Source organism: Ideonella alba, assembly GCF_018069875.1.
Classification (GTDB): domain Bacteria; phylum Pseudomonadota; class Gammaproteobacteria; order Burkholderiales; family Burkholderiaceae_C; genus Ideonella; species Ideonella alba.
This window is the reverse complement of record NZ_JAGQDF010000006.1, coordinates 285032-310798: the sequence shown is the minus strand read 5'-3', so window position 1 is coordinate 310798 and position 25767 is coordinate 285032. Positions and strand designations below refer to the sequence as shown.

At 70.6% G+C, this 25767-nt stretch carries 26 protein-coding genes; 18 read left to right on the top strand and 8 right to left on the bottom strand.

The window, feature by feature from the left end; translation table 11 throughout:
• Positions 1-57: 57 nt before the first annotated feature.
• From KAK07_RS13015 to KAK07_RS13005, 3 genes are read left to right on the top strand one after another with little or no spacing between them, the layout of a single operon-like run.
• Entirely contained in the window at positions 58-1290 is a 1233-nt protein-coding gene (locus KAK07_RS13015) for an efflux RND transporter periplasmic adaptor subunit (RefSeq protein ID WP_210861202.1), read from the top strand.
• Positions 1291-1306: 16 nt separating this feature from the next.
• Positions 1307-4489, top strand: a complete 3183-nt coding sequence (locus tag KAK07_RS13010; RefSeq protein ID WP_210861200.1) for an efflux RND transporter permease subunit — start codon at positions 1307-1309, stop codon at positions 4487-4489.
• Positions 4489-5868, top strand: a complete 1380-nt coding sequence (locus KAK07_RS13005; RefSeq protein WP_210861198.1) for an efflux transporter outer membrane subunit — start codon at positions 4489-4491, stop codon at positions 5866-5868. Before KAK07_RS13010 ends, KAK07_RS13005 begins: the two co-directional genes overlap by 1 nt.
• Positions 5869-5902: 34 nt before the next feature.
• On the opposite strand, the gene KAK07_RS13000 is transcribed toward KAK07_RS13005, so the two are convergent.
• On the bottom strand, positions 5903-6250 hold the full coding sequence (locus KAK07_RS13000; protein WP_210861197.1) for a DMT family transporter: 348 nt from the start codon (positions 6248-6250) through the stop codon (positions 5903-5905).
• A gap of 39 nt (positions 6251-6289) precedes the next feature.
• Here KAK07_RS13000 and KAK07_RS12995 point away from each other — a divergent pair, with 39 nt between their 5' ends.
• Genes KAK07_RS12995 through KAK07_RS12980 form a run of 4 tightly spaced genes read left to right on the top strand, consistent with a single transcriptional unit; the run spans position 6290 to position 9175 of the window.
• Positions 6290-6913: a lysophospholipid acyltransferase family protein gene (locus KAK07_RS12995; protein ID WP_210861195.1), complete on the top strand. Its 624-nt coding sequence runs from the start codon at positions 6290-6292 to the stop codon at positions 6911-6913.
• Between the two features lie 7 nt (positions 6914-6920).
• Positions 6921-7895, top strand: coding sequence for a phosphatidate cytidylyltransferase (locus KAK07_RS12990; protein ID WP_210861193.1), 975 nt, complete (start codon positions 6921-6923; stop codon positions 7893-7895).
• Positions 7892-8455 (top strand): crossover junction endodeoxyribonuclease RuvC, encoded by a 564-nt coding sequence (gene ruvC, locus KAK07_RS12985; RefSeq protein ID WP_210854089.1) that lies wholly within the window; start codon positions 7892-7894, stop codon positions 8453-8455. Before KAK07_RS12990 ends, ruvC begins: the two co-directional genes overlap by 4 nt.
• 24 nt (positions 8456-8479) lie before the next feature.
• On the top strand, positions 8480-9175 hold the full coding sequence (locus tag KAK07_RS12980) for a dienelactone hydrolase family protein (RefSeq protein WP_210861191.1): 696 nt from the start codon (positions 8480-8482) through the stop codon (positions 9173-9175).
• 84 nt (positions 9176-9259) lie between these two features.
• On the opposite strand, the gene arfB is transcribed toward KAK07_RS12980, so the two are convergent.
• From arfB to dusB, 4 genes are read right to left on the bottom strand one after another with little or no spacing between them, the layout of a single operon-like run.
• Positions 9260-9664: an alternative ribosome rescue aminoacyl-tRNA hydrolase ArfB gene (gene arfB, locus KAK07_RS12975; protein ID WP_210861189.1), complete on the bottom strand. Its 405-nt coding sequence runs from the start codon at positions 9662-9664 to the stop codon at positions 9260-9262.
• Between the two features lie 2 nt (positions 9665-9666).
• Positions 9667-11256, bottom strand: a complete 1590-nt coding sequence (purH, locus tag KAK07_RS12970; RefSeq protein ID WP_210854086.1) for a bifunctional phosphoribosylaminoimidazolecarboxamide formyltransferase/IMP cyclohydrolase — start codon at positions 11254-11256, stop codon at positions 9667-9669.
• Between the two features lie 30 nt (positions 11257-11286).
• Positions 11287-11523, bottom strand: coding sequence for a helix-turn-helix domain-containing protein (locus KAK07_RS12965; protein ID WP_210854085.1), 237 nt, complete (start codon positions 11521-11523; stop codon positions 11287-11289).
• A gap of 18 nt (positions 11524-11541) precedes the next feature.
• The gene (dusB, locus tag KAK07_RS12960) at positions 11542-12576 is read right to left on the bottom strand and encodes a tRNA dihydrouridine synthase DusB (protein ID WP_210861187.1); all 1035 of its coding nucleotides are present in this window, start codon (positions 12574-12576) and stop codon (positions 11542-11544) included.
• A 72-nt stretch (positions 12577-12648) separates the two neighbouring features.
• On the opposite strand from dusB, the gene KAK07_RS12955 reads away from it, so the two are divergent.
• Positions 12649-13143, top strand: a complete 495-nt coding sequence (locus tag KAK07_RS12955) for a YqaA family protein (RefSeq protein WP_210861185.1) — start codon at positions 12649-12651, stop codon at positions 13141-13143.
• A 96-nt stretch (positions 13144-13239) separates the two neighbouring features.
• On the top strand, positions 13240-14736 hold the full coding sequence (locus KAK07_RS12950; protein WP_210861183.1) for a carboxypeptidase M32: 1497 nt from the start codon (positions 13240-13242) through the stop codon (positions 14734-14736).
• Positions 14737-14752: 16 nt separating this feature from the next.
• On the opposite strand, the gene KAK07_RS12945 is transcribed toward KAK07_RS12950, so the two are convergent.
• Together KAK07_RS12945 and KAK07_RS12940 are read right to left on the bottom strand one after the other, a co-directional pair.
• On the bottom strand, positions 14753-15979 hold the full coding sequence (locus KAK07_RS12945; protein WP_210861181.1) for a patatin-like phospholipase family protein: 1227 nt from the start codon (positions 15977-15979) through the stop codon (positions 14753-14755).
• Positions 15980-16028: 49 nt separating this feature from the next.
• A complete protein-coding gene (locus KAK07_RS12940) occupies positions 16029-16616 on the bottom strand; it encodes a phasin family protein (RefSeq protein WP_210861179.1) in 588 nt (195 codons plus the stop codon).
• A gap of 247 nt (positions 16617-16863) precedes the next feature.
• Between KAK07_RS12940 and KAK07_RS12935 the strand changes: the two genes are divergently transcribed.
• Entirely contained in the window at positions 16864-18861 is a 1998-nt protein-coding gene (locus KAK07_RS12935) for an SDR family oxidoreductase (RefSeq protein ID WP_210861177.1), read from the top strand.
• A 42-nt stretch (positions 18862-18903) separates the two neighbouring features.
• Here KAK07_RS12935 and KAK07_RS12930 read toward each other — a convergent pair whose 3' ends face one another.
• Positions 18904-19200 (bottom strand): copper-binding protein, encoded by a 297-nt coding sequence (locus KAK07_RS12930; RefSeq protein WP_210854078.1) that lies wholly within the window; start codon positions 19198-19200, stop codon positions 18904-18906.
• Between the two features lie 129 nt (positions 19201-19329).
• On the opposite strand from KAK07_RS12930, the gene argB reads away from it, so the two are divergent.
• From argB to KAK07_RS12890, 8 genes are all read left to right on the top strand, one after another.
• Positions 19330-20238, top strand: a complete 909-nt coding sequence (gene argB, locus KAK07_RS12925) for an acetylglutamate kinase (RefSeq protein ID WP_210854077.1) — start codon at positions 19330-19332, stop codon at positions 20236-20238.
• A gap of 39 nt (positions 20239-20277) precedes the next feature.
• A complete protein-coding gene (locus KAK07_RS12920) occupies positions 20278-20967 on the top strand; it encodes a pyrimidine 5'-nucleotidase (protein WP_210861175.1) in 690 nt (229 codons plus the stop codon).
• Complete coding sequence (gene slmA / locus KAK07_RS12915; RefSeq protein ID WP_210854075.1) at positions 20967-21620, top strand: nucleoid occlusion factor SlmA; 654 nt, start codon at positions 20967-20969, stop codon at positions 21618-21620. Before KAK07_RS12920 ends, slmA begins: the two co-directional genes overlap by 1 nt.
• Positions 21621-21721: 101 nt before the next feature.
• Entirely contained in the window at positions 21722-23545 is a 1824-nt protein-coding gene (locus tag KAK07_RS12910; protein WP_210861173.1) for a bifunctional metallophosphatase/5'-nucleotidase, read from the top strand.
• A gap of 40 nt (positions 23546-23585) precedes the next feature.
• Positions 23586-24521 carry an ATP-binding protein gene (locus KAK07_RS12905; RefSeq protein ID WP_210861171.1) on the top strand — a complete coding sequence of 312 codons (936 nt, stop codon included), beginning with the start codon at positions 23586-23588 and terminating at the stop codon, positions 24519-24521.
• Positions 24514-24990 carry a (deoxy)nucleoside triphosphate pyrophosphohydrolase gene (locus tag KAK07_RS12900; RefSeq protein WP_210861169.1) on the top strand — a complete coding sequence of 159 codons (477 nt, stop codon included), beginning with the start codon at positions 24514-24516 and terminating at the stop codon, positions 24988-24990. The genes KAK07_RS12905 and KAK07_RS12900 overlap by 8 nt, the downstream gene beginning before the upstream one ends.
• 25 nt (positions 24991-25015) lie before the next feature.
• Positions 25016-25408 carry a phosphoribosyl-AMP cyclohydrolase gene (gene hisI / locus KAK07_RS12895; RefSeq protein WP_210854071.1) on the top strand — a complete coding sequence of 131 codons (393 nt, stop codon included), beginning with the start codon at positions 25016-25018 and terminating at the stop codon, positions 25406-25408.
• The gene (locus KAK07_RS12890; RefSeq protein WP_210854070.1) at positions 25405-25752 is read left to right on the top strand and encodes a phosphoribosyl-ATP diphosphatase; all 348 of its coding nucleotides are present in this window, start codon (positions 25405-25407) and stop codon (positions 25750-25752) included. Before hisI ends, KAK07_RS12890 begins: the two co-directional genes overlap by 4 nt.
• Positions 25753-25767: the final 15 nt, after the last annotated feature.

Genomic DNA, 25767 nt, shown 5'->3' with positions numbered 1-25767 from the left:
CAAGCCGACAGCGCCCTGCCGCCGTTGGCGCCCCCTTGTCTCCGTGGAAAGCCCCTGATGCCCACCTCCACCTCGCCCACGCCCGTCCGTTCCCTCGCCCGGGGTGTTCCCGGCATCGCCCTGACACTCATGATCGCCACGCTGGCCGCCTGCGGCGGCTCGGGTGGCGGTGCGCCGGGCGGTGGACAGATGCCGCCTTCGCCTGTGGGCGTGGTCACCGCCACGCGCCAGCCGCTGGCCTTGTCCACCGAACTGCCGGGCCGCCTCGAGGCGGTGCGCACGGCCCAGGTGCGTGCGCGGGTGACCGGCGTGGTCCAGAAGCGCCTGTTCGCCGAGGGCGGCCAGGTCAAGGCCGGCCAGAGCCTGTTCCAGATCGATGCCGCGCCCTACCAGGCGGCGCTCGACAGCGCCCGGGCCACCGAGGCGAAGGCCGAGGCCGCGCTGGCCAACGCCCAGGCCACGCTGGAGCGCAACCGTCCGCTGGCCGAGGCCAAGGCGATCAGCCAGCAGGACTGGGTCAGCACCCAGACTGCGCACAAGCAGGCCCAGGCCGACCTGGCGGCGGCGCGCGCGGCGCGCCAGCAGGCGGCGCTGAACGTGGAGTACGCGCAGGTGCGCTCGCCGATCAGCGGCCGCATCGGCCGCGCCACGGTCAGCGAGGGGCAGCTGGTCAGCCAGACCGAGGCCACGCTGATGGCCACGGTGCAGCAGGTCGACACGCTCTACGTCAATGTCACCCAGTCGGCCACCGAGGCGATGCGCCTGAAGCGCGCCTTCGACAGCGGCGCGCTCAAGGCCAGCGGCTCCAGCGCCGTCAAGGTGCTGCTCGACGATGGCAGTGAGTACCCGCTGGCCGGCAAGCTGCTGTTCAGCGACCTGACGGTCGACCCCACCAGCGGTCAGGTCAGCCTGCGGGCTGAATTGCCCAACCCCAAGGGCCAGTTGCTGCCGGGCCTGTACGTGCGGGTGCGCATCGAGCAGGCGGCCACCGACCATGCCTTCCTGGTGCCGCAGCAGGCGGTGCAGCGCAGCGCCTCGGGCGACACCGTGATGCTGGTGGGCGCCGACGGCCAGGTGGCGGTGCGGCCGGTGCAACTGGGCGGCTCGCGCGGCGCCCAATGGGTGGTGACCGACGGCCTGCAGGGGGGTGAGCAGGTGATCGTCGACGGCTTCCAGAAGATCCGGCCCAAGGCGCCGGTCAAGCCGGTGCCCTGGAGCCCGGCGGGCTCAGCCCCGGCCGCTGCGGCCTCGGCAGCGGCGTCCGCCCCGGCGTCGGCCGCCAGCCGCTGAGCGCGGGAGTCCACGCATGAATTCGCGTTTCTTCATCGACCGGCCGATCTTCGCCTGGGTCATCGCCCTGTTCGTGGTGGTGATCGGCGCGGCCGCCATCACCCGGCTGCCGGTGGCGCAGTACCCCACGGTGGCGCCGCCGGCCATCGTCATCAGCACCGCCTACCCGGGCGCCTCGGCGCAGGTGCTGGAAGACTCGGTGCTGTCGGTCATCGAGCAGGAACTCAACGGTGCGCCCGGCCTGATCTACATGGAGTCCTCGGCCGACGCCAACGGCGGCGGCAGCATCACCGCCACCTTCGAGCCGGGCACCGATGTCGCCATCGCGCAGATCGAGGTGCAGAACCGCCTTTCGCGCGCCACGCCGCGCCTGCCCTCGGCGGTGACGCAGCAGGGCGTGCGGGTGGACAAGGCGCGCTCGAACTTCCTGCTGTTCGTCTCGCTGACCTCGACCAACCCGGCCTATGACCCGGTGGCGCTGGGCGATTACGCGGCACGCAACATCCAGCCCGAGCTGCTGCGCATCCCGGGCGTCGGCCAGGCCCAGCTGTTCGGCACCGAGCGCGCGATGCGGGTCTGGATCGACCCCGCCAAGCTGCAGGGCTTCGGCCTGTCGCCCACCGACGTGGTGGCGGCCATCCGTGCCCAAAACGCCCAGGTCTCCGCCGGCACCGTCGGCGCGCTGCCGAACAACGGCGAGCAGACGATCTACGCCACGATCAATGTCAACGGCCAGCTCAGCACCGCCGAGCAGTTCGGCGCCATCCAGCTGCGGGCCAACACCGACGGCTCCAGCGTGCACCTGCGCGATGTGGCCCGCCTGGAGCTGGGTGCGCAGGCCTATGGCAGCCGCTCGCGCCTGAACGGGCAGGACTCCTCGGGCATCGGCATCCAGCTCTCGCCCACCGGCAATGCGCTGGCCACGGCCACGGCCATCAAGGACCGCATGGCCGAGCTCAAGGCCTACATGCCCGAGGGCGTCAGCTACGACATCCCCTATGACTCGTCGAAGTTCGTCAAGATCTCGATCCAGGAGGTGGTCAAGACGCTGATCGAGGCGATCGCGCTGGTCTTCGTGGTGATGCTGGTGTTCCTGCAGAACATCCGCTACACGCTGATCCCCACCATCGTCGTGCCGGTGGCGCTGACCGGCACCTTCGCGGTGATGCTGGCGCTGGGCTTCTCGATCAACGTGCTCACCCTGTTCGGCATGGTGCTGGCGATCGGCATCCTGGTGGATGACGCGATCGTCGTGGTCGAGAACGTCGAGCGCATCATGGCCGAAGAGGGCCTGGGCCCGCGCGAGGCCACGATCAAGGCCATGGGCCAGATCACTGGCGCCATCATCGGCATCACCGTGGTGCTGGTCTCGGTCTTCGTGCCGATGGCCTTCTTCAGCGGTTCGGTGGGCAACATCTACCGCCAGTTCTCGCTGGCGATGGTGGCCTCGATGCTGTTCTCGGCCTTCATGGCGCTGTCGCTGACCCCCGCGCTGTGCGCCACCCTGCTCAAGCCCGTTCCGGCCGACCACCACGAGAAGAAGGGCTTCTTCGGCTGGTTCAACCGCAGCTTCAAGCGCACCGCCAAGACCTACGAGGGGATGATCGCCAAGGTGCTGCCGCGCGCCGGCCGCTTCCTGGTCATCTATGCCGCGATCATCGCCGCGGTGGCGCTGATGTACCGCCAGCTGCCCACCTCCTTCCTGCCCAACGAGGACCAGGGCTACCTGATCGTCAACGTGCAGCTGCCGCCGGGCGCCGCGCAGGGCCGCACGCTGGAGGTGATCAAGCAGGTCGAAGGCTTCCTGGCGAAGCAGCCCGAGGTCGACAAGGTGGTCAGCGTGCTGGGCTTCAGCTTCTCGGGCTCGGGCCAGAACGCCGCGCTGGTGTTCGTGCCGCTCAAGCCCTGGGAGGAACGCAGCGGCCCGCAGCACAGCGCGCAGGCGCTGGCCGGCCGCGCCTTCGGCTACTTCATGGGCAACATCCGCGACGCCTTCATCTTCCCGCTGTCGCCGCCGCCGATCCCCGAGCTGGGCACCGCCACCGGCTTCAACTTCCGGCTGCAGGACCGCGGCGGCAATGGTCACGAGGCGCTGCTGGCGGCGCGCAACCAGCTGCTGGGCATGGCCTCGCAGAGCAAGGTGCTGCAGGGTGTGCGCCCCGACGGCCTGGAGGATGCGCCGCAGCTGCAGCTCGACATCGACCGCGAACGTGCCGCCGCGCTGGGCGTGTCCTTTGACACCATCGGCAACACGCTGGCGGTGGCGCTGGGCTCGGCCTATGTCAACGACTTCCCCAACGGCGGCCGCCTGCAGCGCGTGATCGTGCAGGCCGAGGCCTCGGCGCGCATGCAACCCGAGGACGTGCTGCGCCTGTTCGTGACCAACAGCAAGGGCCAGCAGGTGCCGCTGTCGGCGTTTGCGCGGACGCGCTGGGTCAACGGCCCGGCGCAGACGGTCCGCTACAACGGCTACCCGGCGATGAAGATCGGCGGCGATGCCGCGCCCGGCTACTCCACTGGCGATGCGATGGCCGAGATGGAGCGCCTGGCCGGCCAGTTGCCCCCGGGCTTCGGCTTCGAGTGGACCGGCCAGTCGCGTGAGGAGAAGCTCTCGGGCGCGCAGGCGACGATCCTGCTGGCCTTCTCGATGCTGGCGGTGTTCCTGTGCCTCTCGGCCTTGTACGAGAGCTGGAGCATCCCGGTGGCCGTGCTGCTGGTGGTGCCGCTGGGCGTGCTGGGCTCGCTCACCGGCGTGTGGCTGCGCGGCATGCCCAACGACGTGTACTTCAAGGTCGGCCTGATCACCATCATCGGCCTGTCGGCGAAGAACGCGATCCTGATCATCGAGTTCGCCAAGGACCTGATGGCCGAAGGCAAGGGCCTGATCGAGGCCACGCTGGAGGCCTGCCACCTGCGCTTCCGCCCGATCCTGATGACCTCGTTTGCCTTCATCCTGGGCGTGCTGCCGCTGGCGATTGCCAGTGGCGCCGGCTCGGCCAGCCAGCGCGCCATCGGCACCGGCGTGATGGGCGGCATGATCACCGCCACCGTGCTGGCGGTGCTGATGGTGCCCGTGTTCTTCGTCGTCATCCGCCGGCTGTTCCCGGCCAGTGGCCATGAGGCGCCGCACGCCACCTCGATCGGCTCGGCCGCGACCGACGCGGCCGCCGCGGCCGCGCTGCACAAGGAGGGCCGCTGATGCGCCGCCTGATCACTCCCCTTGCGGCCAGCCTGCTGCTGGCCGGCTGTGTCCACCTGGCACCCGACTACCAGCGCCCCGCCGCCCCGGTGCCGGACGCGCTGCCGGTGACCGGTGACGTCACCCAGGCCCACTGGCCGTCGACGGTCGAGCTGCTGCGCGACGCGCGCCTGCGCCAGGTGGTCGAGCTGGCCCTGGCCGGCAACCGCGACCTGCGCGTGGCCCTGCTCAACGTCGAGAAGAGCCGCGCCCAGCTGCGCATCGCCGACGCCGACCGCTGGCCCACGCTGTCTGCCGCGCTGATCGCCAGCCGCGCCCCCAACAACCAGGGCGTGCAGGCCAACAGCTGGCAAGGCGGCCTGCAGCTGTCGAGCTACGAGATCGACCTGCTGGGCCGCGTGCGCGATGCCAGCGATGCCGCCGCAGCGTCGCTGCTGGCCACCGAGGCCGCGGCCCGCGCCGCCCGGCTGGCGCTGGTGACCCAGACGGCCACCGCCTGGCTGACACTGGCTGCCGACACCGAGCAGTTGCGGCTGGTCCGCGCCACGCTGGCCAGCCGCGAGGAATCGCTGCGCCTGACGGTGCTGCGCGAGCGCGTCGGCGCCGCCAGCGCACTGGAGCTGCGCGCCGCCGAAGGCCTGGCCGCCAGCGCCCGCGCCGCTGTGGCGCAGCTCGAGCGCCAGCAGGCCCAGGACCGCAACGCGCTGGCCTTGCTGGTCGGCCAGCCGCTCACGGCAGCGCAACTGCCCCCGGAGGATGTGTCGCTGGCGGGCGCCGACTGGCTGGCACCGGTGCCGGCGGGCATGAGCTCGCAGGTCCTGCTGGCGCGACCCGACGTGATCCAGGCCGAGCAGCAGCTGGTGGCGGCCAACGCCAACATCGGCGTGGCACGCGGCGCGATGTTCCCGCGCCTGGTGATCAGCGGCAGCGCCGGCCAGGTCAGCGACACGCTGGCCGGGCTGTTCGATGGCGGACGCTTTGCCTACTCGCTGACCTCGACACTGGCCATGGCCTTGTTCGATGCCGGACGCAACCAGGCCAATGTGCGCGTGGCCGAGGTCAACCGCGAGCAGGCCGTGGCCAGCTACGAGAAGACCGTGCAGGGCGCCTACCGCGAGGCGGCCGACGCGCTGGTGGCGCAGGCCACCTGGACCCGCCAGGTGCAGGCCCAGCAGGCGCTGCTGAACGCCGAGCAGGAGCGCACCCGGCTGACCCGCCTGCGCTTCGAGGCCGGCGCCGCCAGCCTGGTCGACACGCTCGACGCCGAGCGCTCGCTGGCCGCGGCACAGCAGGCCCTGGTCCAGGTGCGCCTGGCCGAGGCGCTCAACCGGCTGGCGCTGTACAAGGCGCTGGGCGGCGCCGAGCGCGCGGGCGCCTGATCAGGCGTCGGCCTGCGGGCCGGCGCCTGCGCGCTCATTCGCCGGTCTGCAGCCCGATGATGCCCACCACCACCAGCGCGAAGAACAGCGCCTTCATCGGCGTCATCGGCTCCTGGTAGATCAGCGTGGCCAACAGCGCGGTGCCCAGCGTGCCGATGCCGGCCCACACCGCGTAGGCCGGCCCCAGCGGCACGCCGCGCAGCGCCACCGACATCAGCCAGATGCTCACCAGCCCGAACCCCACCGCCCCTGCGGTGGGCACCGGCCTGGTGAAGCCGTCGCACTCCTTCATCAGCACCGAGAAGGCGATCTCACAGACGCCGGAGGCCACGACCAGCAGCCAGGCAAAGAGCGGGTTGGGCGAGGACAGCGACCAGTTCATGTCGGCAGTATCGCCGCTGTCTGCGGCTACCATCGCCCCATGACCCGTGCCGAGCTGATGGGCCAGCTGCTTGCCTTCATCGCCCGCCTGATCACGGGCGCGCAGGGCCACTGGCGCGGCTGCGTGCCGCAGGCGGTGCAGCGCATCTACTTCGCCAACCACCAGAGCCACCTGGACTGGGTGCTGATCTGGGCGGCGCTGCCCAGTGAACTGCGCGCACGCACCCGGCCGATTGCGGCGCGCGACTACTGGACCTCGTCGCCGCTGAAGCACTGGATCACCCGCGAGGTGTTCCATGCCGTCTACGTCGACCGCCAGCGCCAGGGTGACGAGGACCCGCTGGCGCCGCTGCAACAGGCGCTGCAGGGCGGCGACTCGCTGGTCATCTTTCCCGAGGGCACGCGTGGCAGCAGCGGTGAGCCGCAGGCCTTCAAGAGCGGCCTGTACCACCTGGCTCGCCAGTTCCCGCAGGTGCAGCTGGTGCCTTGCTGGATCGCCAACGTGCAGCGGGTGATGCCCAAGGGCGAGGTGGTGCCGGTGCCCATCCTGTGCAGCGTCAGTTTCGGCGTGCCGCTGGTGCTGGGCGACGACGAGGACAAGGCGGCCTTCCTGGCGCGCGCCCGTGAGGCCGTGGTGGGGCTGCGCCCGCCCGGGGGCGACTAGGACCGCCATGGGCTGGCTGCGATCCCTCTCCGTCGAACAGCAGGTGGGCCTGCTGTTCGTGGTGCTGTTCGGCGTGCTGGCCTTGTGCAGCGTCGGTGGCGTGCTGTGGGCCCTGCGCGAGCCGCGCAGCGACCACGAGCGCGCCGCCCGCGAGCGCTTCGGCCGCGACCTGCGTGCGGTGTGGTTCGGCGCGGTGCTGTTCTGGCTGGGTTGGCTGTCGGGCGCGGTGGGCGCCACGCTGCTGTTCGGCGTGCTGGCCTTCCTGGCGCTGCGCGAGTTCGTCACGCTGATGCACACCCGGCGCAGCGACCACCGCGCGCTGCTGGCGGCGTTCTTCGTGATCCTGCCGCTGCAGTTCGTGCTGGCGGGCGGGCGCTGGTTCAACCTGTTCAGCGTCTTCATCCCGGTCTATGCCTTCATCGCGCTGCCGGTGATCAGCGCCCTGGCGGGTGACCCCGAGCGCTTCCTGGAGCGCAACGCCAAGCTGCAGTGGGGCCTGATGGTCTGTGCCTTCGGCCTGTCGCATGTGCCGGCGCTGCTGCTGCTGGAGTTCCGCGGCTACGGCGGACGCGGCGCCTTCCTGCTGTTCTTCCTGGTGGTGGTGGCGGCGCTGGCGCAGATCGCCCAGGAGCTGGCCAGCCACTGGCTGCGCCGGCGGCCGGCGGTGCGGGCGATCAGCCGCAGCTTCTCGTGGCGGGCCTGGGTCGCCGGCGTGCTGGCCGGCGCGGTGGCCGGCGCGGCGCTGTACTGGATCACGCCCTTCAAGCCCTGGCAGGCCTTTGCGATGGCGGCGCTGGCGGGCGGTGCCGGGCAGATGGGCGAGCTGGTGATGAAGGCGCTGAAGAAGGATGCCGGCGTACAGTACTGGGGTCCCCAGGCCAGCGTCACCGGCGCGGTGGGCCTGCTCGACCGCATTGCCCCGCTGGCCTTCTCGGCGCCGGTGTTCTTCCACTCGCTGCGCTGGTATTTCTCGCTCCCATGACACGCGTGCTCGGCATCGACCCCGGCCTGGCCACCACCGGCTTCGGCGTCATCGAGAAGGACGGCCCGCGGCTGCACTATGTGGCCAGCGGCACGATCCGCACCACCGGCCCCGGCATCGAGGTGGCGCTGGGCGATCTGCCCGGCCGTCTGAAGCTGATCTTCGAAGGCGTCACCGAGGTGGCGCGGCGCTACCAGCCCGGCGAGGCCAGTTGCGAGATCGTCTTCGTCAACGTCAACCCGCAGAGCACGCTGCTGCTGGGCCAGGCGCGCGGTGCGGCGGTGGCGGCGCTGGTGATGGCGGGCCTGCGGGTGTCCGAATACACGCCGCTGCAGATGAAGAAATCCGTCGTCGGCCATGGCCACGCGCGCAAGGACCAGATCCAGGCCATGGTGCAGCGCCTGCTGGACCTGCCCGGCGTGCCCGGCAAGGACGCCGCCGACGCGCTGGGCCTGGCCATCACCCACGCCCACGCGGGGGGGCACCTGGATGCGCTGGCCCGCGTGACCGACCTGAAGCGCCGCACCCATGCCCACTTCAAGGGCGGGCGCGCCTATTGAGCTGCCACGCATGAGCCTGCACCCATGAGCACCCGCACCGACTGGATCGACATCGACCCCGCCCGCCCCGGCTTCCAGGGCTACCTGGCGCTGCCTCCCGCTGGCCGCGGACCCGGCCTGCTGCTGCTGCAGGAGATCTTCGGCGTCAACGCGCACATCCGCGCGGTGGCCGAACAGTACGCGCTGGACGGCTTCGTGGTGCTGGCACCCGATGTTTTCTGGCGCCAGGCGCCGCGGGTGGACCTGGGCTATGTGGGGGCCGACCGGGAGCGCGCGCTGGCGCTGATGCAGGCGCTGCCGCCCGCCGAGACCGGGCCGGACCTGGCGGCCGCGCTGGCCGCGCTGAAGGCGCGCCCCGAATGCACCGGTCGCAGCGCGGCGCTGGGCTACTGCATGGGCGGACGCCTGGCCTGGGCGCTGGCGGCGCAGGGCGGGCTGGACGCGGCGGTCGCCTGGTACGGCGGCGGCATCCACCACCAGCTGGCGCTGGCCCCCTCGGTGAACTGCCCGATGCAGTTCCACTACGCCGGCGAGGACCCGCACATCCCGCCCGAGGCGGTGGAGGCGGTGCGCGCCGCGATGGCCGGCAAGCCGGCCGAGGTCTTCGTCTACGAGGGCGCGCAGCACGGCTTCAACTGCTGGGCGCGGGCCTCCCATGGGCCGGCTGCCGCCGCGCTGGCGCACGGTCGCACGCTGCAGTTTCTCAGCGCGCTGTTCTAAGCAGCGCCCGCCGCCGGGCCGCCCCAAGGCGGGCGAGCCCCCTTGGGGGGTGGCGAAGCCGCGCAGCGGCAAGCCTGGGGGCCCCTATTCCGGTCGGCCCTGACGGCCGGCCTTGATCTCGCTGCGCTTGCTCTTGCTGGCCAGGCGCCGCTGCTGCGAGCCGCGCGTGGGCCGGGTGGCCTTGCGCGCCTTGGGCACATGGGCGGCGGCGTCCACCAGGGCCTGCAGCCGCGCCAGTGCGTCGGCCTGGTTCATCGGCAGGCTGCGGTGCTCCTGGGCCTTGATGACGACCACGCCGTCGCTGCCGATGCGGCTGTCGGGCCAGGCCAGCAGCCGGGCCTTGAGCGCCTCGGGCAGCGAGCTGGCGGTGATGTCGAAGCGCAGGTGCGCCGCGTTCGACACCTTGTTGACGTTCTGGCCCCCCGCGCCCTGGGCGCGGATGGCCGTGAACTGCACCTCGGCCGGGTCGACCTTCGGTGCCGTTTTCACGTTCAGTGGCGGAAGTGGCGGGTGCCGGTCAGCACCATCGCGATGCCGCGCTCGTCGGCGGCGGCGATCACCTCGTCGTCGCGCATCGAGCCACCCGGGTGGATGACGCAGGTGGCACCGGCGTCGACCACCACGTCCAGGCCGTCACGGAACGGGAAGAAGGCGTCGCTGGCCACGGCGGTGCCGGCCAGGCTCAGGCCGGCGGCCTGGGCCTTGATGCTGGCGATGCGGGCCGAGTCCAGGCGGCTCATCTGGCCGGCGCCCACACCGAAGGTCATGCCGTCCTTGCAGAAGACGATGGCGTTGCTCTTGACGAAGCGCGCCACGGTCCAGGCGAACTTGAGGTCTTCCAACTGCTGCGCGGTGGGCTGGACCTTGGTGACCACTTTCAGCTCGCCGACGATGTCGACGTTGTCGGCCGACTGCAGCAGCATGCCGCCGCCCACGCGCTTCATGTCCAGCGGGTTGCTGGTCCTGGAGATCGCCACTTCCAGCAGGCGCACATTGACCTTGCCGGCGTACGCGGCGCGCGCGGCCGGGGTGATGGTCGGGGCGATCGCCACCTCGACGAAGTGCTTGTTGGCGTTGATCTTCTCGACCACGTCGGCATCCAACGGCCGGTTGAAGGCGATGATGCCGCCGAAGGCGCTGGTGGGGTCGGTCTTCAGGGCCTTCTCGTAGGCTTCCAGCAGCGTCGCGCCCACGGCCACGCCGCAGGGGTTGGCGTGCTTGACGATCACGCAGGCGGGCGCCTCGAAGGCCTTGACGCATTCCCAGGCGGCGTCGGCGTCGGCGATGTTGTTGAAGCTGAGTTCCTTGCCCTGGATCTGGGTCCAGCCGGCCAGCAGGCCGGAGGCGACCTGCGCCTCCTTGTAGAAGGCGGCGCTCTGGTGCGGGTTCTCGCCGTAACGCATGCCCTGAACCTTGTGCAGCTGCAGGTTGAACACGCTGGGGTACTCCTCGCGTGCCGGCACGGCGGCGGTGTTCTCCTCGGCGCCCGGGGCCAGCGAGGTCAGGTAGTTGCTGATCATGCCGTCATAGGCGGCGGTGTGCGAGAACACCTTCTTGGCCAGCATGAACTTGGTGGCGCGGGTCAGCGACTGGCCCTGCGAGGCCGACAGCTCGGCCAGCACCTGCGGGTAGTCGACGGGGTCGATCACCACGCCCACGTCCTGCCAGTTCTTGGCCGCGGCGCGCAGCATCGCCGGGCCGCCGATGTCGATGTTCTCGATCGCGTCCTCGAAGCTGCAGTCGGCCTTGGCGGTGGCCTGGGCGAAGGGGTAGAGGTTGATGATCAGCAGGTCGATGGTGCCGATGCCATGTTCCTTCAGCGCGGCCATGTGCTCGGGCACATCGCGACGCGCCAGCAGGCCGCCGTGCACGCGCGGGTGCAGGGTCTTGACGCGGCCGTCGAGCATCTCGGGAAAGCCGGTGATCTCGCTGACCTCGGTGACCGGCAGGCCGGCGCCGGCCAGCAGCTTGGCGGTGCCGCCGGTGGACAGCAGCCGGATGCCGTGGCCGTGCAGGGCCTGGGCGAATTCGACGATGCCGGTCTTGTCGGAGACCGAGAGCAGGGCGGTGAGCTGGGTCATGGTGGGCGGGTCAGTTTGAAGAATGAAGAGTCACTTGATGAGCCGGTGGTCGAGCAGCTTGCGGCGCAGCGTGTTGCGGTTGATGCCCAGCCATTCGGCGGCCTTGCTCTGGTTGCCGTCGGCCTGGCGCATCACCACCTCGAGCAGCGGCTTCTCGGCGCTGCCCATCACCAGGTCGTGCAGCGAATGCGGCTCGGCGCCGTGCAGGTCCTTGAAATACTGGTCCAGCGTGTCGCGCACGCTCTCCTCGATGTTCTTCTTACTCATGGATAGGTTCGGGTGGGGTCAGGCGCGCTCGCGCAACAGCGACTGGTTGGCGGCGGGCAGCGGCAGGCGTTCGTGGGTGTCGGCCAGCGCGTCGAAGAAGGTGGACACCGCGCGCAGCTGCGCGTCGGCGTCGTCCAGCGTGTTCATCACCGCGCGGAAGGCCTCGCCACCGGGCAATGCGCGCACCGCCCAGCCAATGTGCTTGCGCGCGCTGCGCACGCCACTGGCCTCGCCGTAGAGGCCGTAATGGTCGCGCAGATGCTCGGTCAGCCAGGCCTGGACCTCGCGCGTGACCGGGGGCGGCAGGTGCTCGCCGGTGGCCAGGAAGTGGGCGATCTCGCGGAAGATCCAGGGCCGGCCCTGGGCGGCGCGGCCGATCATCACCGCGTCGGCGCCGGTGCGCGCCAGCACCGCGGCGGCGGTCTCGGGGGAGTCGATGTCGCCGTTGGCCACCACGGGAATCGACAGCGCGGCCTTCACCGCGGCCACGGTGTCGTGCTCGGCCTGGCCGCTGTAGCCCTGCTCGCGCGTGCGGCCGTGCACCGTGACCATCGCCACGCCAGCGCTCTCGGCGGCGCGCGCCAGGCGCAGCGCATTGCGCTCGGTGTCGCACCAGCCGGTGCGCATCTTCAGCGTCACCGGCACCCCGCGCGGTGCGCAGGCGGCCACCACGGCCTCGATGATCTGCAGTGCCAGCGGCTCCTCGCGCATCAGCGCCGAGCCGGCCCACTTGTTGCACACCTTCTTGGCGGGGCAGCCCATGTTGATGTCGATGATCTGCGCGCCGCGGTCGATGTTGTAGGCGGCGGCCTCGGCCATCATCGGCGCATCGGTGCCGGCGATCTGCACCGCGATCGGGCCGGGCTCGCCGGTGTGGTCGGCGCGGCGCGAGGTCTTCAGCGACTGCCACAGGTCCTTGCGCGAGGTGACCATCTCGCTGACCGCATAGCCGGCACCCAGGCGCCGGCACAGCTGGCGAAACGGACGGTCGGTCACCCCGGCCATCGGGGCGACGAACAGCCGGTTCGGCAGCTCATGGGGGCCGATGCGCATGGAGGAGGGTGCTGAAAAAGGAGGCAGGAGTATAGCCGCCAGGGCCTTGCCCGCCGCGCCACAATCGGCCCGATGGAGGCGTGGTTCACATCGCAGCTGGCCGGGCTGATGGACTGGCTGGCGCTGCCGCAGGTCGGCCTGCCGGCGGTATTCCTGGTGGCGCTGGTGTCGGCGACGCTGCTGCCGCTGGGCTCCGAACCCGCGGTGGCTGCGCTGGTGCTGGCCGAGCCGGGTCTGTTCTGGCCGGCGGTGCTGGTGGCCACCGCGGGCAACACCCTGGGCGGCGCGATCAGCTGGTGGATGGGCTGGGGCGCCGAGCGGGCCTTCGAGCAGGTCGCCCACCGCCCGCCGCGCGAGCAGCGCCTGCTCGAGGCGCTGCGCCGATTCGGCCCCAAAGCCTGCGTGATGAGTTGGCTGCCGCTGCTGGGCGATCCGCTCTGCGCGCTGGCGGGCTGGCTGCGCCTGCCCTTCTGGCCCTGCGTGGCCTGGATGGCGCTGGGCAAGTTCCTGCGCTACGTGCTGATGACCGGGGCGATCGTGGCCGGCTGGCCGCTGCTGTCGGGCTGAGACTGTCAGCGGGTGCAACCGGGGCCCGGGACCCCAGGCATGCGTCCACAATCAGGGGACCATCGGTGCCTGACCGCTGGAGGGAGTGAACACACAATGACATCCGAGACATCCGCCTACCAGGCCCTGTGCGCGGCGTTCGCGCGCATCCACCGCTACGAGCACCTGCAGGGCATCGTCAGCTGGGACCAGGCGGCCTACATGCCCCCGGCCGGCAACGAGGCGCGCGCGGCGGCGCTGGCCGAGCTGGCCGCGCTGCTGCACCGCCTGCGCACCGAACCCAAGATCGGCCACCTGCTGACCCAGGCCGAGGCCGAGCCGCTGGACGCGGTGCAGCGGGCCAACCTGCGCGAGATCCGCCGCCACTGGCTGCTGGCCACCGCCTGGCCCGAGGACCTGGTCGAGCGCCGCGCGCTGGCGGGCGCGCGCTGCGAGCACGCCTGGCGCAGCCAGCGTCCTGCCAACGACTGGACCGGCTTTGCCGCCAACCTGCGACCGGTGCTGGAGATCGCCCGCGAGGAGGCGCGGCTGCTGGCCGAGCGCAGCGGCCTGGGCCTGTACGACGCGCTGATGGACCAGTATGAGCCCGGCATGCGCGCGGCCGAGGTGGCCCGCCTGTTCGGCGAGGTGCGGCGCTGGCTGCCCGGCCTGATCCAGCGCGTGGTGGTGCGACAGGCCGACGAGCCGGTCATCGAGCCGGTGGGGCCGTTCTCGGTGCCGGCCCAGCGCGGCCTGTGCGAGCAGGTGATGCGGCGCCTGGGCTTCGACTTCCAGGCCGGCCGGCTCGATGTGTCGGCCCATCCGTTTTCGGGCGGCGCGCCCGAGGACGTGCGCCTGACCACCCGCTTTGTCGAGGACAACTTCGTGCTGGCGCTGATGGGCACCATCCACGAGACCGGCCACGGCCGCTACGAGCAGGGCCTGCCGCGCGCCTGGCTGGGCCAGCCGATCGGCGCGGCCCGCTCGATGGCGCTGCATGAGAGCCAGAGCCTGTCCTTCGAGATGCAACTGGGCGGCCACCCCGGCTTCGCCCGGCTGCTGTCGCCGCTGCTGGTCGAGGCCTTCGGCGACCAGAGCGCCTTCGAGCCGCACAACCTGCACCGCCTGCTGACCCGGGTGAAGCCCGGCCTGATCCGCGTCGAGGCCGACGAGGTCACCTACCCGGCGCATGTGATCCTGCGCTTCGAGATCGAGCGCGCGCTGATCGAGGGCGAGGCCGAGGTGGACGACATCCCGGCGATGTGGGATGAGCGCATGCAGTCGCTGCTGGGCATCGACACCCGCGGCAACTACCGCGACGGCCCGATGCAGGACATCCACTGGACCGACGGCTCCTTCGGCTATTTCCCCTGCTACTCGCTGGGGGCGATGTACGCCGCGCAGTGGTTTGCCGCGATGCGCCGCGAGCTGCCCGGCCTGGACACCGCCATCGACGCCGGCGACCTGTCACCGGCGCTGGACTGGCTGGCGGCGCGCATCTGGTCGCAGGCCAGCCAGTGGCCGACCGACGAACTCGCGCAGCGCGCCAGCGGTGAGACGCTGAACCCGGCGCACTTCCGGGCGCACCTGGAGCGGCGCTATCTGCGGGACTGAGGACCCGCGCGACTGATCAGCGGCGCGACACCCAGCGCTCCAGCCGGTCCAGCGTGCGGTGGGTGCGCGCGACCAGCGCCTTGCCGCGCGGCGCCGGCGGCGAGTCGCTGGCCAGCAACTGGCGCGGCTCGTGCAGGCGGTCCTCGTTCAGGCGCAGGCCGTGGCGCGCCAGCGTCGGACCCAGCTCGGCGGCGCGCTCGCGCAGCATCTGGCGGGTCTGCTGGAAGGCATGGCTGGCCAGGCGGCGGCGCATCGAGTAGCTGAAGGTGCCGGCATGGAACATCTCGGCGTCGCCGTGGTCGGGCTCGAAGAGCAGGATGTCGCAGTCCGGGTGGCTGCGCTCATAGCCCTTCATGCCCAGCTCCAGCCGCGAATGGATCAGCGAGCGGAAGGTCTGGCTCAGCAGCGCCGGCAGGCCGCCCTGTTCCAGCCGGGGGATGGCCCCGGCCGTGGGATGACGGCCCTTGCCCGGGTCGTGCGTGGCATCGAAGGGCACCAGCGGGTTCAGGCAGATCAGCAGGTCCAGGCCGCGCTCGAGCAGCACCGAGGCGTGAACGGTCTTCTTCAGCGCGCCGTCCACATAGTGCCGACCACCGATCTCGACCGGCGGGTACAGGCCGGGCAGCGCGGCGCTGGCGATCACCGCCTGCGAGATCGGCACCTCGTCCCAGCCGGGCTGACCAAAGGGGGCGGCGTCGCCGGTGTCCAGGTCGGTGGCCACCACCACCAGGCGCTGGCCGAGGTCACGGAAGTCATTGCTGCGGCCCGGCGCCGAGAACAGCTGGCGCAGGTGCCGCTCGAGCGGCGCGTTGTCGAAGAAGCCGTTGGGCAGCAGGCGGCCGACGTCGGACATCCAGCCGGCCAGCGAGCCGCGGCCCAGCATCCACTGCCAGGCGGCCGAGGCGGTGACCAGCGGCGCCATCGCCATGCGGCGGACGTACTCGTTCCAGGCGGGCTGGGTGAACAGGCCGGGGTCGATGACGCTCTCGTCGCCACCGACATTCTCGATGAAGGCCGCGCACATCGCGCGCGGCGTCAGGCCGTTGGCCAGCGCTGCCGCGATGAAGGCGCCGGCCGAGACACCGACGAAGTGGTCAACCCCGGTGAAGGACAGGCCCTCGACCGAGTCTTCCAGCGCGCACAGGGCGCCGATCTCGTAGATGGCGCCGATCGGGCCGCCGCCCGCCAGGGCCAGGCCGATGCGCGGACCGCGCGGGGGGCGTCGTCGGGAGGGTCGGGCCATGCGTCAGCGTCGGGGTGGGCGCCAGGGCGCCAGCACCCCGGCAGGGACCTCAGGCCGCGGGGGCCGACTTCTTGGCCGCAGCCTTGCGCGGCGCGGCGGCCTTCTTGGCGGGGGCCGGTGCCGGCGCCGCGACCGCTGCCTTGGCGGCAGCCTTCTTCGGCGCGGCGGCCTTGCGCGGGGCCTTGGCCGGCTTGGCGGGCTTGACGTCGCCACCCAGCTTGGCCACCGCGGCGGCCAGGGCCTCGACGCGGGCGGTCAGCTCCGCCACGTCCTTGGCGGTGGGCACGCCCAGCTTGCTCATCGCCTTGGCGGTGCGGGCCTCGAAGATCGATTCCAGCTTGTCCCAGGACGCGCCGGCCTTGTTCGTGACCTCACCGGCCATCGCGCTCATCTTGCCGGTGACCTCGCCCAGGCGTTCCTCGGCCACGGCCTGGGTCTTGCGCTGCAGGCTGACGCCTTCCTTGACCAGCGCCTCGAAGACCTTGCCGCCTTCTTCCTGGGCCTTGGCGAACGCGCCCATGCCGGCCAGCCAGATCTGCTGGGCCGAGGCCTTGACGGCGCCGGCGAGTTGGCTGTCGAGCAGGCCGGCCGGGTTGGCGGCCTTGGCCTCGGCCATCTTCTTGAGCTTCTTGACCATGGGATGTGTCCTCGCAGTGTCCGTGTGGCGTGGCTGGGTGGCCCGTCCCGAAGGCTTGGGCGCCTCGGGCGGCCACGCTGTCCCCCGAGTCATGCAGGCCAGTGTAGGCAGACGGCCTGGGGGCTTCATCCTAATCCGCTAGGGAGACCGCTCTATCCCGGGATGATCCCGGGTTTGCGCGCAAAGGCCGGGCGGGCGGGCAGCGCCACAATCGGCGCCATTCGTCGAGCACCGCAAGGAGATGGGCATGCGTTACTTCGTCACTGGCGCCACCGGGTTCATCGGCAAGCGCCTGGTCGCCGCGCTGCTGGCGCGCCGCGGCAGCACCGTGTATTTCCTGGTCCGCCCGGGCAGCGAGGGCAAGGTCCAGGGCCTGCTCGAGTCCTGGGGCGTGTCGAAGTCGCGCGCGGTGGCGGTGACCGGTGACCTGACCAGCCGCAAGCTGGGCGTGGCCGCCGACCAGATCAAGGCCCTGAAGGGCCAGATCGATGCGGTCTACCACCTGGCGGCCGTGTATGACCTGGAAGCCGATGCCGACAGCCAGGTGCGCGTGAACGTGGAAGGCACGCGCAACGTGGTCGAGTTCGCCAAGGCCATCGACGCCGGCCACCTGCACCACGTCAGCTCGATCGCCGCCGCCGGCCTGTACGAGGGCGTGTTCCGCGAGGACATGTTCGACGAGGCCGAGAACCTCGACCACCCGTACTTCAGCACCAAGCACGAGAGCGAGAAGATCGTCCGCACCGAGTGCAAGGTGCCCTGGACGGTCTACCGCCCGGCGGCGGTGGTGGGCGACTCGCGCACCGGCGAGATGGACAAGATCGATGGCCCCTACTACTTCTTCAAGCTGATCCAGCGCATGCGCCAGATCCTGCCACCGTGGATGCCGGCGGTGGGCCTGGAGGGCGGGCGCATCAACATCGTGCCGGTGGATTTCGTGGTGGCGGCGCTGGACCACATCAGCCACTCCAAGCACGCGATCAAGGGCAAGTGCTTCCACCTGGTCGACCCGGTCGGCTACCGCGTGGGCGATGTGCTGGGCGTGTTCGCCAAGGCGGCGCACGCGCCGAAGATGAACCTCTTCGTCAATGCCGCGCTGCTGGGCTTCATTCCGCGCAGCGTGAAGAAGGGCCTGATGGCGCTGGCGCCGGTGCGCCGCATCCACCGCGCGGTGATGGCCGACCTGGGCCTGCCCGAGGACATCCTGACCTTCGTCAACTACCCCACGCGCTTCGACTGCCGCGAGACGCAGGCGGCGCTCAAGGGCTCGGGCATCGAGTGTCCCAACCTGCACGACTACGCCTGGCGGCTGTGGGACTACTGGGAGCGCCACCTCGACCCCGACCTGTTCAAGGACCGCTCGCTCAAGGGCTCGGTGGCGGGCAAGGTGGTGCTGGTGACGGGCGGCTCGTCAGGCATCGGCCTGGCCGCGGCGATCAAGTTCGCCGAGGCCGGCGCGATCACCGTGATCTGCGCCCGTGACGAGATCAAGCTCAAGGAAGCCGCCGACGAGATACGTGAGCAGGCCGGCAAGGACGCCCAGATCCACACCTTCAGTGCCGACATTGCCAACGAGGAAAGCTGCGCCGCGCTGGTGACCTGGCTGACCGAGCAGTTCGGCGGCGTGGACGTGCTGGTCAACAACGCCGGCCGCTCGATCCGCCGCGCGATCGAATCGAGCTACGACCGCTTCCACGACTACCAGCGCACGATGGACCTGAACTATTTCGGCTGCCTGCGCGTGACCATGGGCCTGCTGCCGGGCATGGCGGCCAAGCGCAAGGGCCATGTGGTCAACATCAGCTCGATCGGCGTGCTGACCAATGCGCCGCGCTTCTCGGCCTATGTGGCCAGCAAGGCCGCGCTGGATGCCTGGACGCGCTGCGCCTCCAGCGAGTTCGCCGATGTGGGCATCACCTTCACCACCATCAACATGCCGCTGGTGCGCACGCCGATGATCGCGCCCACCAAGATCTACAACAACGTGCCCACGCTGTCGCCGGAAGAGGCCGCCGACATGGTGGCCGAGGCGGTGATCCACAAGCCGGTGCGCATCGCCACCCGCCTGGGCATCTTCGGCCAGGTGCTGCATGCGCTGGTGCCGCGCGTGGCGCAGATCGTCATGAACACCAGCTTCCGGATGTTCCCGGATTCGGAAGCGGCCAAGGGCGAGAAGGGCGGCAAGCCGCAGCTGTCGGCCGAGGCGGTGGCGCTGCAGCAGATGATGCGCGGCATCCACTTCTGAGCTGGGCCGGGGCACGCGCGGGCCGGGCGGCCCGCGCGACGCTCACTTCTTGCGGATCGCGGTGATCACGTAGGTGCCGTCGCGCTTTTCAGCCTCGAACACCACCTGGTCACCCACGGCCAGGCCTTGCAGCAGCGCCGCCGAGTTGGCCTTGTAGGCCATGGTCATGGCGGGCATGTCCAGGCTGGGGATGGCGTCGTGCTTGAGCGTCAGGCGCATTTGCGCGGCGTCGATCTTGCGGATCTCGCCGTCGGCCGCGGCCGCCAGGCCGCTGGCCAGGGCCAGGCCGGCGGTCAGCACCAGGCGGGCAATGGACGCAACAGGGCGGGGGGTGTGCATGGCAGGGGACTCCTTGTGAGCCTTCAACGGGGCGGCAGCGCTGCCGGATGACAGCGGGGCTCGGTCGGGATGATGCCGCAGCCGATCCCTACAATCCCGCCATTCCCCTTTCGCCCCCCTGTCACCGCCATGACCACCACCCCGACCCCCGTCAGCGTCGACCACATCCTGCCGCGCGAGAAGGCCGAGATCCTCTCGCAGGCGCTGCCCTACATCCGCAAGTACCACGGCAAGACCCTGGTCATCAAGTACGGCGGCAACGCGATGACCGACCCGGCGCTGCAGCAGGACTTTGCCGAGGACATCGTGCTGCTCAAGCTGGTGGGCATGAACCCGGTGGTGGTGCACGGTGGCGGCCCGCAGATCGACGAGGCGCTCAACCGCCTGGGCAAGAAGGGCACCTTCATCCAGGGCATGCGCGTCACCGACGAGGAGACGATGGAAGTCGTCGAGTGGGTGCTGGGCGGCGAGGTGCAGCAGGACATCGTCGGCCTGATCAATGCCGCGGGCGGCAAGGCCGTGGGCCTGACCGGCCGCGATGGCGGCCTGATCCGTGCCAAGAAGCTGAAGATGGTCGACAAGGACGACCCCAGCAAGGAGCACGATGTCGGCCAGGTGGGCGACATCGACTCGATCGACCCCAGCGTCGTCAAGGCGCTGCAGGACGATGCCTTCATCCCGGTGATCAGCCCGATCGGCTTTGGCGAACACAACGAAAGCTACAACATCAACGCCGACGTCGTGGCGGCCAAGCTGGCCACGGTGCTGAAGGCCGAGAAGCTGCTGATGCTGACCAACATCACCGGCGTGCTCGACAAGAGCGGCCAGCTGCTGACCGACCTCACCGCGCGCCGCATCGACGAGTTGTTCGCCGACGGCACGATCAGCGGCGGCATGCTGCCCAAGATCGCCGGCGCGCTGGACGCCGCCAAGAGCGGCGTCAACGCGGTGCACATCATCGACGGCCGGGTGCCGCATGTGCTCCTGCTCGAGATCCTGACCGATCAGGCCTTCGGCACCATGATCAGAAGTCATTGAAGCCCCCAGGCTTGTCGCTGCGCGCCTTCGCCCTGTGCCATGGCTGATCGCCGCACAGTCTGGCTGTTCGACCTCGACAACACGCTGCACAACGCCGGCGCGTCGGCGTTCCGCTACTTCGACGGCGCGATGAACCGCTACATCGAAGAGCAGCTGCAGGTCAGTCCTGACGAGGCCGATCGGCTGCGTGCCGACTACTGGCACCGCTACGGCTCGACGCTGCTGGGGCTGATCCGCCACCACGGCGTGCGCCCCAGCCACTTCGTGCGCCACACCCACGCCTTCCCGGGGCTGGAGCGCGAACTGGTGGGGCACCCGCATGATCTGGCGGCGCTGCGCCGCTTGACCGGGCGCAAGATCGTGCTCACCAATGCCGGACGCGACTACGCGCTGCGCGTGCTCAAGGCCCTGCGCCTGGACGGCCTGTTCGACGAGGTGATCGGCATCGAGCAGATGCGCCTGTTCGGCCAGATCCGGCCCAAGCCGGACGCCCGCATGTTCAAGGCCCTGGCCGCCCGGCTGGGGGTGCACCCGTCGCGCTGCGTGCTGGTCGAGGACACCCTGCTGCACCAGCGCTCAGCCCGGTCGGTGGGCATGCGCACGGTGTGGATGCAGCGCTGGGTCAAGCACCACGCCCACGGCCCGGAAGTCGGTGTTTACCTGCACCGCAGGCCGCCCTATGTGTGTGCAAGAATCAAAACGCTGCAACAGTTGCGCCGGCTGCCCTGATGTCTGACCTGCCCGAATCCGCCGACCCGGTCGAGACCGAGGCACCCACCGACGCGGCAGCGGCGGCGTCCGGCCGCAAGCGCCCCAAGCCGGGCGAGCGCCGTGTGCAGATCCTGCAGACCCTGGCCGCCATGCTCGAGCAGCCCGGCGCCGACCGCATCACCACCGCTGCCCTGGCCGCGAAGCTGCAGGTCAGTGAAGCGGCGCTGTACCGCCACTTCGCCAGCAAGGCGCAGATGTTCGAAGGGCTGATCGAGTTCATCGAGTCCAGCATCTTCAGCCTGATCAACCAGATCGCCGAGCGCGAGCCCGACGGCCGCCTGCAGGCCCAGCGCATCACCCAGGTGCTGCTGCAGTTTGGCGAGAAGAACCCCGGCATGACCCGCGTGATGGTGGGCGACGCACTGGTCTTCGAGCACGAGCGCCTGACCGCGCGGATGAACCAGTTCTTCGACCGGGTCGAGGCGCAGCTGCGCCAGAGTCTGCGCCTGGACGCCCAGGCCGAAGGCTCGGCCACGCCCACGGTCGATGCCAACGGCCGCGCCTCGGCGCTGACCGCCTTCATCGTCGGGCGCCTGCAGCGCTATGCCCGCTCGGGTTTCCGCCGCGTGCCCACCGAGCAGCTCGACGTGGCGCTCGCGCTGCTGGCCTGACGCTGGCCTCGTCGGTTCCCGCGGTCCGACACGATCCTGTCAACTCCGCCGCCTCCAATCGGTCCATCGGCAGTGCGCTGCCATGACCCTTGGAGGACCCCATGCTGTCTCGTTCCCGCCCTCTGGCCACCTCGGCGCTGCTGGCTGTTGCCGCATCAGCGGCGCTGGCTGGCGCGCCCGCCACGCTGACCGTCAAGATCCTGTCGCTGAACGACTTCCACGGCCAGCTGGAGTCGCCAGGCAGCTTCCGCGCCCGGGCCACCGACGCGGCCGTGCCGGCCGGTGGTGCCGACGTGCTGGCGGGCTATGTGGCCGCGGCCCGAGCGGCCAACCCGAACACCGTGGTGGTGTCGGCCGGTGACCTGATCGGCGCCAGCCCGCTGGTCTCGGCGCTGTTCCACGACGAGCCGACGATCGAGGTGATGAACCGCATCGGGCTGGACTTCAATGCGGTGGGCAACCACGAGTTCGACGACGGCAAGGTCGAGCTGCGGCGCATGCAGCGCGGCGGCTGTCATCCGACCGACACCGTCAACAGCTGCCGCGGCGCCGAGGTCGGCACGCCGGTGCCCTTCGAGGGCGCACGCTTCGGCTTCCTGGCCGCCAACGTGGTGCAGCGGCGCAACGGCGAGACGCTGTTCCCGCCCTACGGCGTCAAGACCTTTGACGCCGACGGCCGCCCGCTGCGCATGGCCTTCATCGGCATGACGCTGAAGGAGACACCGCAGATCGTCTCGCCCGCCGGCATCAAGGGCCTGGCCTTCACTGATGAGGCGCAGGCGGTCAACGCCCTGGTGCCACGCCTGCGGGCCGCCGGCATCGAAGCCATCGTGGTGATGATCCACCAGGGCGGCGTGCAGACCGGCACCACGGCCGACATCAACGGCTGCGAAGGCGGGCTGGCGGGCTCGCCGATCAAGCCGATCGTCGCGGCCCTCGACGGCGCCGTCGATCTGGTGCTGACCGGCCACACCCACGCCGCCTACAACTGCCAGCTGCCGCTGGCCAGCGGCCGCCTGGTGCCGGTGACCAGCGCCAACGCGATCGGACGGGTGCTGACCGAGATCGATGTGACGCTGGACCGCCGCAGCGGCGACGTCACCGCGGTCAGCGCGCTCAACAAGGTGGTCGACCGCAGCAACCCGGCGATCGTGCCCAACGCGCAGGTCGCCGCGATCACCAGCGCCTACAAGGCGATCGCCGCGCCGGTGGCCAACCAGGTGATTGGGGCGATCACCCGCGACGTGCCCAACACCAAGGACGCCGCCTGCAACATGCCGGCCGGCGACCTGGTGGCCGACGCCCAACTGGCCGCCACGGCAGCGCCCGAGCTGGGCGGGGCACAGCTGGCGCTGATGAACCCCGGCGGTGTGCGCACCCCCGGCTTCCTGTACGCCGGCAGCGGGGTGGGCGAGGGCGATGGCAACGTCACCTACGGCGAGGCCTTCACCGTCCAGCCCTTCGGCAACGGCCTGGTCACGCTGACGCTGAGCTCGCAGCAGCTCAAGGACACGCTGGAGCAGCAGTTCCCGAACTGCTTCGGCCAGACCAGCTTCGCCCGCGTGCTGCTGCCCTCCAACGGCGTGCGCTACGAGTGGGACCACACCCAGGCCTGTGGTGCCAAGGTGCGCAACCTGAGCGTGCAGTTGCCGGGCGGCGCCGTGACGGTGGTCGATGCGGCGGGCACGGTGCTCGAGCCCTCGCGCGCCTGGCGCGTCACGGTGAACAACTTCCTGGCCGACGGCGGCGATGCCTTCACCGTGCTCAAGGGCGGCACCGACCGTCTGGGCGGTGGTCAGGACATCGACGCGCTGGTGAGTTACATGGCCCGGTTCAGGGCGCCGAACCCGCCCTACGACCCGGGCGCTGCCCACCTGGGCAAGCCGCGCATCGTGCGCCTGGACACCGGCACCAGCTGCCCCTGAGCCAGCCAGCCGCGCTGCGGCAGCCCACTACACTGGCGGGATGTTCGATCCCGCCAAACTGATGGGTCTGCTGGAGCGTGCCGATGCGGTGCTGCAGCGCCTCGAAGCCGTGCTGCCGCGCCCGCTGGCCGACCCCGACTGGTCGGCCTCGATCGCCTTTCGCTACCGCAAGCGCCAGGGCGCCGGCTGGCTGGAGCCGGTGCGCCATGTCGGCCTGATCCGCCTGGATGACCTGAAGGAGGTCGACACCCAGCGCGGGCGGCTGCGCCGCAACACCGCGCAGTTCGTGGCCGGCCGGCCGGCCAACAACGTGCTGCTGACCGGCGCGCGTGGCACCGGCAAGAGCTCGCTGATCCGCGCCTGCCTGCATGAGTTTTCCGACCGCGGCCTGCGCCTGATCGAGGTGGACAAGACCGACCTGATCGACCTGCCGGACATCGTCGAGCGCATCGCCGGCCGGCCCGAGCGCTTCATCATCTTCAGCGACGACCTCAGCTTCGAAGAGGGCGAGGCCGGCTACAAGGCGCTGAAATCCATCCTCGATGGCTCGGTGGCCGCCAGCACCGAGAACGTGCTGATCTACGCCACCAGCAACCGCCGCCACCTGCTGCCCGAGCGCATGGCCGACAACCTGGCGGCGCGTCACGACGAGAATGGCGAACTGCACCCCGGCGAGGCGATCGAGGAAAAGATCTCGCTGTCCGAGCGCTTCGGCCTGTGGATCAGCTTCTATCCGTTCAGCCAGGACGAGTACCTGGCCATCGTGCGGCAATGGCTGGCGCACTACGGCGTGCCCGCCACCGCCTGGGACGCCGCGCGGCCGCAGGCCCTGGTGTTCGCCCTGGAGCGCGGCTCGCGCTCGGGCCGGGTGGCGCACCAGTTCGCCCGCGACTATGCGGGACGCGACCACGGCACCGATCTGCCCGCGGCCCCGTCCAGCGACACCCCGGCCCCGGACGGCCTGGACCATGTCTGAGGCGGTGCACTCGGCCGACGGCGTGGTCCGCGCGCCGCGGGCGGCGGTGGAGGTGGCCGTCGGCGTGCTGGTGCGCCCCGATGCCAGCGGCCGCGAGCGGCAGTTCCTGCTGACCTCGCGCCCGCCGGGCAAGGTCTACGCCGGCTACTGGGAGTTCCCGGGCGGCAAGCTGGAGGCCGGCGAGAGCGTGCACCAGGCGCTGGCGCGCGAGCTGCACGAGGAGCTGGGCATCACGATCGGCGCCAGCCGGCGCTGGCACGAGCTGGTGATGGACTACGAGCACGCCCGCGTGCGCCTGCATTTCCGCCTGGTGTCGTCGTGGAGCGGCGCGCTGCAGATGCGCGAAGGCCAGGCCATGGCCTGGGAGACGCTGCCGGTGGCCAGCGTGCCGGTGCTGCCGGGCACCATTCCGGTGCTGCACTGGTTCGCCCAGGAGTGGGGCCATGCCGGTCCCACCCACGCGGGCTGAGCCTGCGCTTCGTTACACTGCCTGCATGACTGATTGGCTGGACCGCGTGCGCTGGGACCGGGACGGGCTGGTGCCCGTGATCGCCCAGGAGGCGGCGACGGGCGATGTGCTGATGTTCGCGTGGATGAACCGCGAGGCGCTGTCGCGCACCGCGGCGCTGCGCCAGGCGGTCTACTTCAGCCGCTCGCGCCAGAAGCTGTGGCACAAGGGCGAGGAGTCGGGCCACTTCCAGGACGTGCACGAGATCCGCATCGACTGCGACCAGGACGTGGTGCTGCTGAAGATCACCCAGCGCGGCCATGAGCCCGGCATCGCCTGCCATACCGGCCGCCACAGCTGCTTCTATGAACGCCTGGAGGGCGACCGCTGGGTGGCGGTCGATCCGGTGCTGAAGGATCCGGAGACGATCTACCGATGAGTGCCAACGACAGCCTGCAGCGCCTGCACGAGGTCATCGAGAGCCGCCGCCAGGGCGACCCGGACAAGAGCTACGTCGCCCGCCTGTTCCACAAGGGCACCGACGCCATCTTGAAGAAGGTGGGCGAAGAGGCCACCGAAACCGTGATGGCGGCCAAGGACGGCGACCGCGAGAAGATCGTCTACGAAGTGGCCGACCTGTGGTTCCACTCGATGATCGCGCTGGCCCATTTCGGCCTGTCGCCGGCCGATGTGCTGCGCGAGCTGGAGCGCCGCGAGGGCCTGTCCGGCCTGGAAGAGTTTGCTGCCCGCAAGGCCCAGGCGCGCGAGCGCCAGGGCGATTGACCCCCGCTGGAGGAC